14 protein-coding genes are annotated in these 12,156 nt (G+C 66.7%); 9 read left to right on the top strand and 5 right to left on the bottom strand.

Going from position 1 to position 12,156, the window contains the following annotated elements; translation table 11 throughout:
* Positions 1-283: 283 nt before the first annotated feature.
* From ABZS43_RS34775 to ABZS43_RS34765, 3 genes are all read left to right on the top strand, one after another.
* On the top strand, positions 284-1,054 hold the full coding sequence (locus ABZS43_RS34775; protein WP_355040256.1) for an SDR family oxidoreductase: 771 nt from the start codon (positions 284-286) through the stop codon (positions 1,052-1,054).
* 158 nt (positions 1,055-1,212) lie between these two features.
* Positions 1,213-1,719 (top strand): hypothetical protein, encoded by a 507-nt coding sequence (locus ABZS43_RS34770; protein WP_355040255.1) that lies wholly within the window; start codon positions 1,213-1,215, stop codon positions 1,717-1,719.
* A gap of 135 nt (positions 1,720-1,854) precedes the next feature.
* Positions 1,855-2,562, top strand: coding sequence for a hypothetical protein (locus tag ABZS43_RS34765; protein WP_355040254.1), 708 nt, complete (start codon positions 1,855-1,857; stop codon positions 2,560-2,562).
* A gap of 15 nt (positions 2,563-2,577) precedes the next feature.
* On the opposite strand, the gene ABZS43_RS34760 is transcribed toward ABZS43_RS34765, so the two are convergent.
* Together ABZS43_RS34760 and ABZS43_RS34755 are read right to left on the bottom strand one after the other, a co-directional pair.
* Positions 2,578-2,778: a hypothetical protein gene (locus ABZS43_RS34760; protein WP_355040253.1), complete on the bottom strand. Its 201-nt coding sequence runs from the start codon at positions 2,776-2,778 to the stop codon at positions 2,578-2,580.
* A gap of 116 nt (positions 2,779-2,894) precedes the next feature.
* The gene (locus ABZS43_RS34755) at positions 2,895-3,104 is read right to left on the bottom strand and encodes a BldC family transcriptional regulator (RefSeq protein ID WP_062983746.1); all 210 of its coding nucleotides are present in this window, start codon (positions 3,102-3,104) and stop codon (positions 2,895-2,897) included.
* Between the two features lie 184 nt (positions 3,105-3,288).
* On the opposite strand from ABZS43_RS34755, the gene ABZS43_RS34750 reads away from it, so the two are divergent.
* The 5 genes from ABZS43_RS34750 (at position 3,289) to ABZS43_RS34730 (ending at position 6,078) form a co-directional block, all read left to right on the top strand.
* Positions 3,289-3,633, top strand: coding sequence for a DUF4229 domain-containing protein (locus tag ABZS43_RS34750; protein ID WP_355040252.1), 345 nt, complete (start codon positions 3,289-3,291; stop codon positions 3,631-3,633).
* Positions 3,630-4,715 (top strand): PLP-dependent cysteine synthase family protein, encoded by a 1,086-nt coding sequence (locus ABZS43_RS34745; RefSeq protein ID WP_355040251.1) that lies wholly within the window; start codon positions 3,630-3,632, stop codon positions 4,713-4,715. Before ABZS43_RS34750 ends, ABZS43_RS34745 begins: the two co-directional genes overlap by 4 nt.
* A gap of 94 nt (positions 4,716-4,809) precedes the next feature.
* Entirely contained in the window at positions 4,810-5,031 is a 222-nt protein-coding gene (locus tag ABZS43_RS34740) for a helix-turn-helix domain-containing protein (RefSeq protein ID WP_355040250.1), read from the top strand.
* Positions 5,031-5,612 (top strand): Clp protease N-terminal domain-containing protein, encoded by a 582-nt coding sequence (locus ABZS43_RS34735; RefSeq protein WP_355040249.1) that lies wholly within the window; start codon positions 5,031-5,033, stop codon positions 5,610-5,612. Before ABZS43_RS34740 ends, ABZS43_RS34735 begins: the two co-directional genes overlap by 1 nt.
* 82 nt (positions 5,613-5,694) lie before the next feature.
* Positions 5,695-6,078 (top strand): phage holin family protein, encoded by a 384-nt coding sequence (locus tag ABZS43_RS34730; protein WP_355040248.1) that lies wholly within the window; start codon positions 5,695-5,697, stop codon positions 6,076-6,078.
* 5 nt (positions 6,079-6,083) lie between these two features.
* Here ABZS43_RS34730 and ABZS43_RS34725 read toward each other — a convergent pair whose 3' ends face one another.
* Positions 6,084-6,953: a 1,4-dihydroxy-2-naphthoate polyprenyltransferase gene (locus tag ABZS43_RS34725; RefSeq protein WP_355040247.1), complete on the bottom strand. Its 870-nt coding sequence runs from the start codon at positions 6,951-6,953 to the stop codon at positions 6,084-6,086.
* A gap of 54 nt (positions 6,954-7,007) precedes the next feature.
* Positions 7,008-7,463 (bottom strand): SRPBCC family protein, encoded by a 456-nt coding sequence (locus tag ABZS43_RS34720; protein WP_355040246.1) that lies wholly within the window; start codon positions 7,461-7,463, stop codon positions 7,008-7,010.
* A 128-nt stretch (positions 7,464-7,591) separates the two neighbouring features.
* Between ABZS43_RS34720 and ABZS43_RS34715 the strand changes: the two genes are divergently transcribed.
* Complete coding sequence (locus tag ABZS43_RS34715; RefSeq protein ID WP_355040245.1) at positions 7,592-11,134, top strand: BTAD domain-containing putative transcriptional regulator; 3,543 nt, start codon at positions 7,592-7,594, stop codon at positions 11,132-11,134.
* A gap of 70 nt (positions 11,135-11,204) precedes the next feature.
* On the opposite strand, the gene ABZS43_RS34710 is transcribed toward ABZS43_RS34715, so the two are convergent.
* Entirely contained in the window at positions 11,205-12,032 is an 828-nt protein-coding gene (locus ABZS43_RS34710) for an ABC transporter permease (RefSeq protein ID WP_355040244.1), read from the bottom strand.
* Positions 12,033-12,156: the final 124 nt, after the last annotated feature.

Genomic DNA, 12,156 nt, shown 5'->3' with positions numbered 1-12,156 from the left:
GGCCACAGGTGCGTCCAGATCAGCACCGGCCAGCATCACCCCGGCGTACCGTCCATTTCCCGTCCTTCCCTCAGCACGCTGCCGCCCGCCGCCCGTATTGTCTCGTCAGCATCGGGCCATATCGCGGGTCGGGTTAGGGCCGGCCATGTCCTCCCTTCGGATGGTCGGGGTCTTCTCTCCCCGGGCGGAATCCCTTCCGATAATATTATTCTGATTTGAGAGAATGACATTCTGGATCGACCCTGCGCGGATCGCGGTGCCGGTCCCGTGGAGAGGACGAGCAGTGGGCCTACCAGGGTTGAGCGGGAAAATCGCGGTTATCGCAGGTGGGGGCAGTGGCATCGGGGCGGAGACGGCGCTGCGTCTGGGCGGTGAGGGCTGTTTGGTTGTGGTCGGCGATCTGGCCGAGTCGGCCGCGGCGCGAACCGCGAAGCTGATCGGTGAGTCCGGTGGCACCGCCGTGTCGGTTGGTTTCGACCTCGCCGACCCGGAATCGGTTCGTGGTCTGCTCGATACGGCTGTCGGCGAATTCGGCGGCGTGGACGCGCTGTTCAATGTCGGGGCTGACATGGGTGCCGTGCGTACGGATAGCAATGTCGTCGATATCGATCTCGAAATCTGGGACCGCACTATGACGGTGAATCTGCGCGGTTACGTGCTCACCATGAAATACGCCATTCCGCATATGCTCACGCGCGGCGGCGGTGTCATCGTCAATACCTCGTCGGCGGCGGCGTTCCAGGGGGAGCCGGCGCGTCCGGCCTACGCCACCGCGAAAGCGGGAATCGGTGCGTTGACCCGTCACGTCGCCTCGCGCTGGGGCCGCGAGGGAATCCGTTGCAACGCGGTCGCTCCCGGTTTCACCGCGACCGAGACTATTCGTTCCGCGCCGCACTGGCCTGATCTCGAGGCCGCAGCGCTGAAGCGAATGCGTAGCCCGCGCGTCGGCGAAACCGGTGATATCGCAGCGATAGTGGCGTTCTTGATGTCCGAGGACGGTGCGTGGATCAATGGGCAGATCCTCAATATCGATGGCGGCACCATCATGCGCTGAGGTCTCGGCCCCCGACCCCTCCTGTGCTGCCGCGATCAGGTCGTCCGACGATGCCGGCGCGACCACATCGACCCGGTAGTTCGGGTCGCGGCAGTTATCGGCCGATAATCGGGGTTGGTATAGGCGGCAACAGGTTCCGAGCGAGGGTGGGTATTCGGATGTCCGAGGGAGTGCGGAGACAGGGGACGGTCGGCAGGGTGGTCGCGATTCTGCTGGCGCTGATCGCCCTGTCCGGTTGCGTGCCAACCTTTTCCGATCCCGAATCCGACGGCACGCCGACTCCGGACTACGGCAGCATTCGGTATGACCCGGAACCGCTGATCGAGTACTTCCCACTGATCGGGCAGCCGAAATCGGTTGCCTGGCGTACGTGGAACAACGCGTCGGGGCGGGTACCGGGGCCGACGATCTATTGGATCGAAGCGGTGGTGGGGTTGACCGAGGAGACCGCCGCGACGCTGCGGAGTCGGTTCGCGTCGGCGGAGCAGGTGCAAGCGCCGAGGGTGAAGGGCGATCTGAACAGTTCGGTGCCCGGCGGGTCGTATCTGTCCGGCCGCGAACTCGATACGGCTCTCGGGGGTTCCGCGAAATGGGGCGGCGGCGCGAACGGATATCTGCACCGGGATCAGCCGACGCTGGTCGTGCTGGCCTCCACCGGCGGATAGCTGGAATATCGCCGTTGATGAATCCGCCCTGTTGGTAGGTGTTTTCGTGATGACCGGCGAACAGGTGACGGGTGTGTCGGTTCGGAGGGTGATTCGCGGGATGTCCCGCTCACGCGATATGGGACGATCTGCGGCGTGGCAGCACAGAGGGCCGGGGTGTCGGCGTGGCCGGAGCAGTGGCGGTGGGATGACGGCCGGGTAGACGCGTATCGCGCGAGGGGTTTGACCGGGGTCGTGGTCGAGGAGATCACGGTCGGCGGTGTGCGGGAATCGGGTGTGCTGCTGCCGATGCGGCAGCCGCCGAGATGGCAGGGCGTGGTTTTCCTGTTGATGGGTCTGGTTTTTCTCTCGGTCGCGGGGCTATTGCTGGTGGAAGCGATCGTGATCGCCGAGTGGATGCTCATCGGCGGTGTCGCTCTATTCGTCGGGATCGGCGGTGTCGCCCTGGCCGCCGCGTATCGGGGGTTGATCGACCGCCGCGATGTGGTTCCGGGACTGGTGATTACGCCGACGCGGGTGGTTCGGCGCGGGGGCGGCGGGGAATTGCTGACCGTCGCGTGGGCGGATATCGCCGAGATCCGGCCCTATGTGCGTGATACCGGCTCGGCGAAATGGCACAACATGTTCGGCATCGAAGTGCGTGATCCCGATGCGTTCTGGCGTGCGGCCGGGCGGCGTCGCGGCGGCCGGGCATCGCGGGTGCGGGCCGGAGCCGAGGTGGTGGTGGTGTGGGACACGGTCATGCTGATGAATCCGCTCATCGCGTACCACCTGCTCCGTCATTACCTCGCGCATCCGGATCAACGCCCGCATATCTGCCGGTCGGTGCGGGGAAGTTCGTAGCGCGGGCGGTTCGGCTCAGTGCTCGGTGGGGCCGTCGCCGTCGCGATGTTGATGCCGGGACAGTCGCCACAGGAAGTCGGGGTCGTCGTCCGGGCCTTTGATCCGGGGACGCCGCGATGAAACCGGGGGTCGCTCGGCCGATCCTTGTGGGCCGAACGCCTTCCAGCACAGCACCGCGACCGCCACGACCGCGATGAGCGCCAACAGGTACGTCACGTCGCTCACCTCCTGCTACCGAGGGTAGCCGCGTGCGGGCCCGGCGTGTGTCGCGGACTCCGAATCGGCGGGTGGAACTCCGGGCGCGGGCAGCTGGCCGCCCGCGCGAAACCGGGTCAGCGTGCGGTCGCCTCGGTGGTGAGGGATTTCAGCAGTTGCAGTACCTCGGACTCCCGGAACCGGCGGTGACCGCCCGGCGTACGCAGAGACCCGAGCCGACCGGCGTGAGCCCAGCGGGTGACGGTCTTGGGGTCGACGTGGAACATCGCAGCCACTTGGCCCGGGGTCAGCAGGGTGTCCTGGCCGCCGACGGTGATCGCAGTCATAGCAAACCTCTCCGTTCTCGACAGTTCCCTCATCAGATGGCGCCATCGTTGCACCCCGACCCCTAGGTACGCGAACCACCTACAGTTAGTAAAGGCGAAGTAATGGACAAAACGGATAGCCTCCGAACGTCGGCGATGGGTGGGCGACCGAGGGCGCGTGAGGGCTTCGCCTACGCTGGAGGGCGTGAGCGACGCAACTCGTCCGGACGGCGCATCCCCCCAGCAAACACCTGACGCGGGTAAACGGCTGGCCAAGAATCTGGCGCTGTACACGGTGGCGCGGCTGGCGCTGGTCGCGGTGATCACCGCGGCGATCATCCTGGTAGCGCGATTGGTCCAGGTCGACGTGCCGGTGGTCGTGGCCGCCCTGTTCGCGCTGATCATCGCCATGCCGCTGTCTTTGACGCTGTTCAAGAAATTGCGGGCGAGGGTGAACGAGGATATCGCGGTGCTCGACGAGAAACGCCGCAAGGACAAGGCTCGGCTGCGCGCTCGGCTGCGCGGCGAGGACGGGGGCGCGTCGGCGTGAGGCAGTGCGATCGCAGCAGCTCGCGCGACTGGGTCGACAACGCGGTGCGGCTGATCGATGCCGATACCCAGCGCAGCGCCGATACCCACCTACTGCGTTATCCGCTGCCCGCCGAGTGGGGGATTCAGCTGTATCTGAAGGATGAATCCACCCATATCACCGGCAGTTTGAAACATCGGTTGGCGCGGTCGCTGTTTCTGTACGCGATATGCAACGGGTGGGTCACCGAGGGGACGACGGTGGTGGAGGCGTCGTCCGGATCGACCGCGGTGAGCGAGGCGTACTTCGCGAAGATGCTCGGACTGGATTTCGTCGCCGTGATGCCCGCGAGCACTTCGCCGCAGAAGATCGCGCTGATCGAGGCGCAGGGCGGCCGATGTCATTTCGTGGAGAGGCCGCCGGAGATGTATTCCGAGGCTGTTCGGCTGGCGGCCGAATGCGGCGGGCATTACATCGATCAGTTCACCAACGCCGAGCGCGCCACGGACTGGCGCGGCAACAACAATATCGCCGAATCCATTTTCGAGCAGATGGAGTTGGAAGCGCATCCGGTGCCGGAATGGGTCGTTGTCGGCGCGGGCACCGGCGGGACCAGCGCGACCATCGGCCGGTATCTCCGCTATCGCCGTCACGCGACGAAACTGGCGGTGGTCGATCCGGAGAATTCCGCGTTCTTCGGCGGGTACGAAACCGGCGACCCCGGCTACCAGACCGGCATGTCCTCGCGTATCGAGGGGATCGGCCGTCCCCGGGTGGAACCGTCCTTCGTCGGTACGGTCGTCGACCGGATGATCGAGGTTCCCGATGTCGCCTCCATCGCCGCGGCCAGGCGGGCCAGCCGCGTTCTCGGACGTCGTGTGGGCGGCTCGACCGGCACGAATCTGTGGGGCGCGTACGCGCTGATCGCCGAAATGCTGGCCGCGGGCCGCACCGGCAGCGTGGTGACGCTGATCTGTGATGGCGGGGACCGTTACGCGGGAACGTATTTCGATGACGCGTGGGTGGTGGCGCAGGGGATGATCCTGGCCGAGTCGACGGTGGTCATCGATGAATTCCACGCCACCGGCGTGTGGACCGGATAGCAGGCTCCTTCGGTAGTGACCGTCGGGTTCCTCGCGCGCCCAGCGTTGTCAATTTTCGTTGACATCGCGGAGATCGTCAATCAAAATTGACGTCATGACAGAAGCAACCACCTTGGCGGCCGCCGCGGGCAGCCCCGACCCCACGGTCGGGCTGCGCGCCGTGCTCGCACTGCGTCGGCTGCTCGAGCGTCTCGAGGCGATCCAGGTGCAGAACGCCAGAACACAGGGCTGGTCCTGGCAGGCCATCGCCGACGCGCTCGAGGTCAGCAAACAGGCGGTTCACCAGAAACACAGCTCGAGAGACAGGAAGCGCTGATGTTCGAACGGTTCAGCAAGTCGGCCAGGTCGGCCGTCGTCATCGCCCAGGAGGACGCGCGAGAATTGCGGTCCTCCACCATCGAGGTGGAACACGTTCTCCTCGGTCTGCTCGCGCAGGCCGAACCCGAGCTGAGAGATCTGCTGGCCGAGGCGGGCGTCACCCGCGACGGGGTCAAGCGGACCCTGGCGCGACGCGACGGCGGTGGGCCGCTCGGCCAGGAAGACGCGCAAGCGCTGCGTTCCATCGGCATCGATCTCGACGCCGTGCGCGAAAGCCTCGAAGCGAATTTCGGGCAGGACGTGCTCGAACGGCCTGCGCCCGAGGAAAACGGCGGATTCTTCGGCCGTGATCGCGGTATGCGTTTCGGGCATATCCCGTTCACCAGGGACGCGAAGAAGGCGCTCGAACTGTCGGTGCGAGAAGCATTGGCTCGCAAGGACAAGAGCATCGAATCCGGGCACGTGCTGCTCGGTATCCTGCGCAGCCCGAATCAGACCACGGTGTCGCTGTTCGGCGGCTCGGGGCCGATCCACGACCTGCGCCCCAAGGTGGACGCGCTCCTCGACAGTGCCGCCTGAGCAGTCGCCGGATGCCGCCGCCCGGCGCGGTGGCATCCGGCGAATCCCACGGGAATTCACGAATGCGACTTAGCATTGCCCCATGCAGCTAGTTATTCGGTTGATCATCAACGCGGTAGCCATTTGGCTGGCCGCGGCATGGGTCGACAAGATTCAGATCATCAGCCCCGAAGACAAGACCTCGAGCAAGGTCATTGTGGTATTGGCCGTCGCGGCGGTGTTCACCCTGGTGAACGCGCTGGTCAAACCCCTGGTGCAGTTGTTGTCGCTGCCCTTGGTCGTCCTGACCCTCGGACTGTTCCTGCTGGTGGTCAACGCGCTGATGCTGATGCTCACCGCGTGGCTCACCGACGCGTTCTCCGACTACGGGCTGAAGGTCGACGGCTTCTGGGCGGCGGTACTCGGCGGCATCATCATCTCGCTCGTCAACTGGGTGCTGGGGATTCTGGTCCCGGACAACGACTGAACCGGCTACGTCAGGCCGAGCGCGAGCGCGGTGACCGCGGACCAGACCAGCAGGGCGAGTCCGGAGTCACGCAGCGCCGGAATGAGTTCCAGACCGTTCTTCCCCGAGCGCACCGGGTTGTTGGCGCGGATCGCCAGCGGCACGGCCAGCAGGCCGACCAGTGCGAACGGGGTCCTGGCGAGGAGTACCAGGGTCGCGGCGAACGGAATCGCGAGCAGGACCAGGTGCAGTGTCCTGGTGCGCGGATCACCGAGTTTCACCGCGAGCGTGGTCTTTCCGGATTCGGTGTCGGTCGGGATATCGCGCAGATTGTTGGCGACCAGTACCGCGCTGGAGAACGCGCCGACCGCGACCGCGAGGACCGCGCCGACCCAGTCGATCCGCTCGGCCTGCACGAACTGGGTGCCGAGCACGCCGATCAGGCCGAAGAAGACGAAAACCGCGAGCTCACCGAAGCCGCTGTAGCCGTAGGGGTTCTTGCCGCCGGTGTAATACCAGGCGCCCGCGAGGCAGCCCGCGCCGATGAGCAGCAGCCACCAGGCCGTGGTCAACACGAGCACGAGGCCGACGACCGCGCCGACGGTGAGGCTCGCGATCGCGGCGTTCTTCACCGTGGCCGGTGCGGCGAGTCCGGACCCGACGAGGCGCAGGGGCCCGACCCGGTCGTCATCGGTGCCGCGAACGCCGTCGGAGTAGTCGTTGGCGTAGTTGACCCCGATGATGAGGGCGAGCGAAACCAGCAGCGCGAGCACGGCCTTCCACCACACCAGCCCGTCGATGGAGGCGGCGGCGCCGGTGCCCGCCAGCACCGGGGCGATCGCATTCGGCAGGGTTCGGGGGCGAGCCCCTTCGATCCATTGCGCTGCAGTAGCCATGCGCCGAGCCTAATGGGCGCGGATCAGGCGCGCCCCGGACCGGCCCCGCGCGCCCTACGCCTCGGCGACGGTCTTCAGTCGCGCGAGACCCTTCTCGAAATCCTTGCCGACCATCTTGTCCATCGGCATCACCTTCGACAGCAGACTCATGAGGCCGCTGTGCTGTCCGGTCATCCGCCACACCACTTCGGTACCGCCCTGCACCGGATTCAATGCGAAGGTGACCTGGTTGACGGCCTTCCACGGTTTCTCGAATTCCAGCCGGACGCCGATTTCCCGCTCGTCGCTCGAAACGATCTCCATCGCGCCGGTGCCCGCCTTGCGGTTGCCCTCCCAGGAGTATTTGGCGCCGACTCCCGACCCGGGGCCGGAGTAGGCACGCCGGAGCGCGGGATCGAGATCCTCCCATGGCGACCACTGCGGCCACTCGTGGAAGTCATCGATCAATGCGTGAACGCGCGACGGCTCCGCCGAGACAACGGCCTGCCGGACCACTTCGAACTCAGCCATGCGCACAGCGTAGGTGACCGGGCGGCGAAGACGGGGGTAGAAAAACCATGACGCACCGGGTGGAGTCGCTCGCATACGATTACTTCGGCATGTTTCCGGACCAGGGCGGCCTCCGCCGCAGTCGAGTCGTGACGACGCCCGCAGGCGAATCGGTCGTGGTTGCCCTGTTGGGCGAGGTCGCGCTGCGCCGCGACGGCGCGCTCACGGCGCTGCCCGGTGCGCGATCCCGGCTGCTGCTGGCCTCGCTGGCACTGCGCCGGGGCCGCAGCCGCAGCACGCAGGCACTCATCGACGACGTATGGGGCGAACAGCCGCCGCGGGCTCCGATGAACGCGCTGCACACCCAGGTGTCGCGGCTGCGGTCGGCGCTCCCGGACGGCACGCTGGAAATCGGACCGGCGGGGTATCGGCTGAACCTCGCCATCGATCAGGTCGATCTGGCGCTGGCGGGTGATCTGCTGCGGACGGCGCGGCGGGACCGGGAGCGCGGCGACGCGGCGGGTTGCCTGGACACGGTCGACCGGGTCAGATCGCTGTGGCGCGGTGAACCCGGTGCGGATCTGCCTCCCGGCGAGGTCGCCGACGCGCTGCGTGCTCACGCGGCGGACAGCCTGGCCGACCTCGACCTCGTCGAATTGGCGGCACGGGAGGACATCGGCGATCTCGACGGTGCGTTGCGCCTGGCGCGGCGCATGGCCGCGAGCGACCCGCTGGACGAACCCGCCGAATCGACCCTCATGCGGCTGCTCGCCGCGGCGGGCCGGGCGAACGAGGCGCTGGAATCCTTCGCCGCTTTCCGCGCGCGGCTGTCCGACCAGCTCGGCGCCGATCCCGGGCCCGCGCTCATCCGAGTGAATACCGCGATTCTGCGCGGGGAGCCGATCGGTCGCGGTGATTCCGACGCCCCCGCGGCCGGATCGCGTTCGGCCGGTTCGTCTTCGGTATCGCGCATTGTCGTCGGCGACGTCGCCGATTCCGCGGTGAACGACCCGACTCCGGCGATGGGTGCGGAGTCGGCGAGCGGTGGGGGCGACAGGTCCGTGATCGCCGAGATCGCTTCCTTCTCGGGACCGGTGTCGATGGGCCCGGCATCGGTGGCCGCCGCACCGCAATTCGATGGATCGACCTCGGGAAGGCTGTCCGCGGTCACCCGAGGGGAGACCCGTCGCCAGGGGCCGGAGCGCGCCACCCCGTCGGCGATCGGGTTGCGCGCCGCGCCGAACGCGCTGCTCGGTCGCGAATCCGATCTCGATGCCATCGAGCGGCTGCTGCACACCTCGCGGGTGACCACCGTGCTCGGCCCTGGCGGCGCGGGCAAGACCCGCGTGGCCAACGAGGTCGGTGCGCGCGTGGCCCATACGGGTCAGGTCGTGCTGGTCGAACTCGCGCCGGTGCGCGCCGAGGCCGCGGACGCGCGGATCGAGGTGGAGGCGGCGATCAACGCGGCACTCGGTCTGAGCGACAACGCCTTCGACTCGTCGACGCTGCGCACCGGGTACGCCGCCGATCCGAGGCGTCGGCTGCGCGACGCCGTCGCGGCCCGGTCGATGGTGCTGATCCTGGACAATTGCGAACATCTCATCGACGCGGTGGCGATGGTGGTCGCCGATCTGATCGGTGTCGCGCCCCGGCTCACGGTGCTCACCACCAGCCGGGCGCCGCTGATGATCACCGCCGAAACCGTCTATCCCCTCCCGCCTCTGACGATCGATGCGGCCGGTTCGCCCGCCACCGAATTGTTCGCGGCCAGGGCTCGCGCCGTGCGGCCGACGGTGCGCCTCGACGGCGATATCGTCGCCGAGTTGTGCCGCACCCTGGACGGACTGCCCCTCGCCATCGAATTGGCCGCCGCGCGAGTTCGGGTCATGAGCGTCGAGGAGATCACCACGCGGCTGGCGGATCGTTTCGCCCTGCTGCGCCACGGCGATCGCAGTTCGCCGGAACGACATCGAACCCTGCACGCGGTCATCGACTGGAGCTGGAATCTGCTCGACGAGCCGCAGCGGGTGACGCTGCGCAGGCTGTGCCGTTTCCCCGCGGGTTTCGGGCCCGCCGCCGCCGAGGCGGTCGCGGGCGGTCCCGAGGTCGGCGATGTGATGGCCGCGGTGGACGGTCTCGTGAACCAGTCGCTGCTCACCGTCTTCGACGACGATGTCCTCGGCACCCGCTACCGCATGCTGGAGACGGTGCGGGAATACGGGGAGGAACAGCTCGCCGCGTCACCCGGCGAATCGGAATCGGTCATCGAGCGAATGATGTTCTGGGCGTATGGTTTCGCCGACGCCACCGCCACCGAGTACCTCGACGGCAATCACGTGGAACTCGCGCTCGCGGTGACCACCGAATTGGATAATCTGCTCGCGGTGCTGCGCTATGCCATAGAACGGCGGGACGCCAGGATCGCCTACACGGTTTTCCCGGTGGTCGGCATGCTGTGGGTTGTCCGCGGTTCCCACACGGAGGTGGTGGCCTGGGCCTGCCGGGTCGTCGAACTCGACGAGTCCTTCGACGAGGGAAGCGGTCCGCGTTCCGATCTGGTGCTGACCACCTTCGAAATGATGTTCCTGCACCTCTTCTACACGACCAACGACGTGCGTCACCTGGCTCGGCTGCGGATTCGGGTGCGCCGATTACTGCGCACCAGGACCGATATCGACGAAACGTATCGGTTCATCGGAGAGATGATGCTCACCCGGGCGGATGGGGCGGGCGCGGCAAGGCGGGTCGCCGAGGCGGTTCGATACGGCCGATCCGAAACCAAGGCCACCGCTCTGTTGCTGCGGGCCAATGTCAAGGAGAACCAGGGCGACGTGCGCGGCTCGACCCGCGACGCGATCCGCGCGCTGGAGGCATTCGGGCAGGGCCATTTCTGGAGCGTGGCCATGGTGTGCAGTCACCTGGGACAGGTGTTCGGTCAGATCGCCAAGTATCCGGAATCGGTGACCTACTACCGGCGCAGCCTCGGCATGCTGTTGCGCCTGGGCGTCTACGAGGACACCGTGGAGACCCGCAGCATGCTCGCGGCCTCGCTGATCGGGGCGGGCGAGGTGGAGCAGGCCCGCCGCGAACTCGAAATCGCCATGGGGACCACCGATATCGGGACCGCCGAGAATGCGGTGGGTATGCACAATCGGGTGCTCGCCATGGTCGTGGCGAGCGCCGCCGAACTCGCCTTCGCCGACGGCGATATGGAGGAGGGACTGCGACGCTACGACAGGGCACTTCGGCTGTTCGGCTGGCCGCACGCCGATCTCGGTCCCGGCCCCGGGGCGCTCATGCTCGCAGCCGCCGCGCTGGACGCGCGGGTCCTGCACGGTAGGGCCGAAACCTCCGCGGGACTGGCGCGGCAGATACTCGACAAGGGCGTTGCGATGCTGTCGCAGTATCAGGATTTGCCCCAGATCGGCGGGATCGCCTGCGCGATCGGTTCGTATCTGGTCGCGACGGGGCTCGACCCCGACCGTGGAACGCGGTTGCTGGCGCTTGCCCCCGAGGTCTATGCCCGCCAGGACTTTTCGTCCATGCGACTGGATCGGCATGTGGCCGCGGCCGGAACGAGACTCGGAACGCGGCGCGTGCACGAGGTGATCGACCGGCACCGCAGGACCGGCCGCAAGAAAGCCGCGCGCGAAATCATGCGCCTGCTGGGTGAATTGCGCGACGCGCGCTGACGATGAACCGCGCGGACGGCGACCGGCCGCCTCCCGTTGACGCGGGGAAGACGGCCGGTCGCCGTGGATCTCACGCCTTGCGCATATACGCGCGCACCGTGACCGGGGCGATCACCGTGACGATCGCGGCGGCGCCGATCAGCGTCCACAGGAAATGCGCGCCGATATGTCCGTCGTTCATCAGATCACGGCAGGCGTAGATCAGATGGGACACCGGGTTGACGTTCACGAATGCCTGGATCCAGCCCGGCATGGTGTCGGTCGGCACGAAGGCGGGCGAACAGAAGGTGAGCGGGAACATGATCAGCATGGAATAGCCCTGCACCGCAGAGGCCTTGTTCGCGATGACGCCGAAGAACGCCCAGATCCAGCTGGTGGCGAAGGAGGCGACGATTACCAGCAATGCCGCGCCGAGGACACCGGTCACACCGCCGTGCGGGCGATAGCCCATCGCCAGACCCATCACGATGGTGAGCGTCGTCGCGATGAAGTAGCGCACCATATCCGCGGTGAGCGCACCCGAGAGCGCCGAAATACGGGCGATCGGCAGCGATTTGAAGCGGTCGAATACGCCCTTCTCCATATCCTCGCGCAGCTGCACGCCCGTGGTGACCGAGGTGAGGACGACCGTCTGCACCATGATGCCCGGAATAATCACCGGCAGATAGCTTTTCACGTCGCCGGAGATCGCACCGCCGAAGATGTAGGTGAACATCAACGTGAAGATGATCGGCTGGATGACGACGTCGAAGAGTTGTTCCGGATTGTGCTTGATCTTGAGCAGTCCCCGGTAGGCCATGGTCAGGGTGTTGGAGACGGTCTGGCGCAGGTCGATCGGCGGCGCGGGCGTCGGCAGCGGCCGGGCAGTCGCCCCTGCCTCGGTGAAGGTGGCGGTCATCGTATAACCGCCTTGGATACCCCGTCGTTCACGGCGGGAAGGAAAAGGTGTGCGTGTCGTTTGTGTTGCACGGCATTATCTTTCGTTAGGATCGAACGTATGGGCGAAGTGGTGCGCTACACCT

This window comes from Nocardia sp. NPDC005366 (assembly GCF_040606855.1).
In the GTDB taxonomy this organism is placed as follows: domain Bacteria; phylum Actinomycetota; class Actinomycetes; order Mycobacteriales; family Mycobacteriaceae; genus Nocardia.
The sequence above is the reverse complement of the archived record's forward strand: the minus strand, read 5'-3'. Positions and strand labels throughout refer to the sequence as shown.

What these genes read in the sequence shown, in the direction of transcription:
- ABZS43_RS34720 (WP_355040246.1), bottom strand. Translation starts at nt 7,463, where the DNA reads ATGGCTGAGTTCGAAGTGGTCCGGCAGGCCGTTGTCTCGGCGGAGCCG.
- ABZS43_RS34740 (WP_355040250.1), top strand. Translation starts at nt 4,810, where the DNA reads ATGACAGAAGCAACCACCTTGGCGGCCGCCGCGGGCAGCCCCGACCCC.
- ABZS43_RS34710 (WP_355040244.1), bottom strand. Translation starts at nt 12,032, where the DNA reads ATGACCGCCACCTTCACCGAGGCAGGGGCGACTGCCCGGCCGCTGCCG.
- ABZS43_RS34725 (WP_355040247.1), bottom strand. Translation starts at nt 6,953, where the DNA reads ATGGCTACTGCAGCGCAATGGATCGAAGGGGCTCGCCCCCGAACCCTG.
- ABZS43_RS34735 (WP_355040249.1), top strand. Translation starts at nt 5,031, where the DNA reads ATGTTCGAACGGTTCAGCAAGTCGGCCAGGTCGGCCGTCGTCATCGCC.
- ABZS43_RS34755 (WP_062983746.1), bottom strand. Translation starts at nt 3,104, where the DNA reads ATGACTGCGATCACCGTCGGCGGCCAGGACACCCTGCTGACCCCGGGC.
- ABZS43_RS34730 (WP_355040248.1), top strand. Translation starts at nt 5,695, where the DNA reads ATGCAGCTAGTTATTCGGTTGATCATCAACGCGGTAGCCATTTGGCTG.
- ABZS43_RS34770 (WP_355040255.1), top strand. Translation starts at nt 1,213, where the DNA reads ATGTCCGAGGGAGTGCGGAGACAGGGGACGGTCGGCAGGGTGGTCGCG.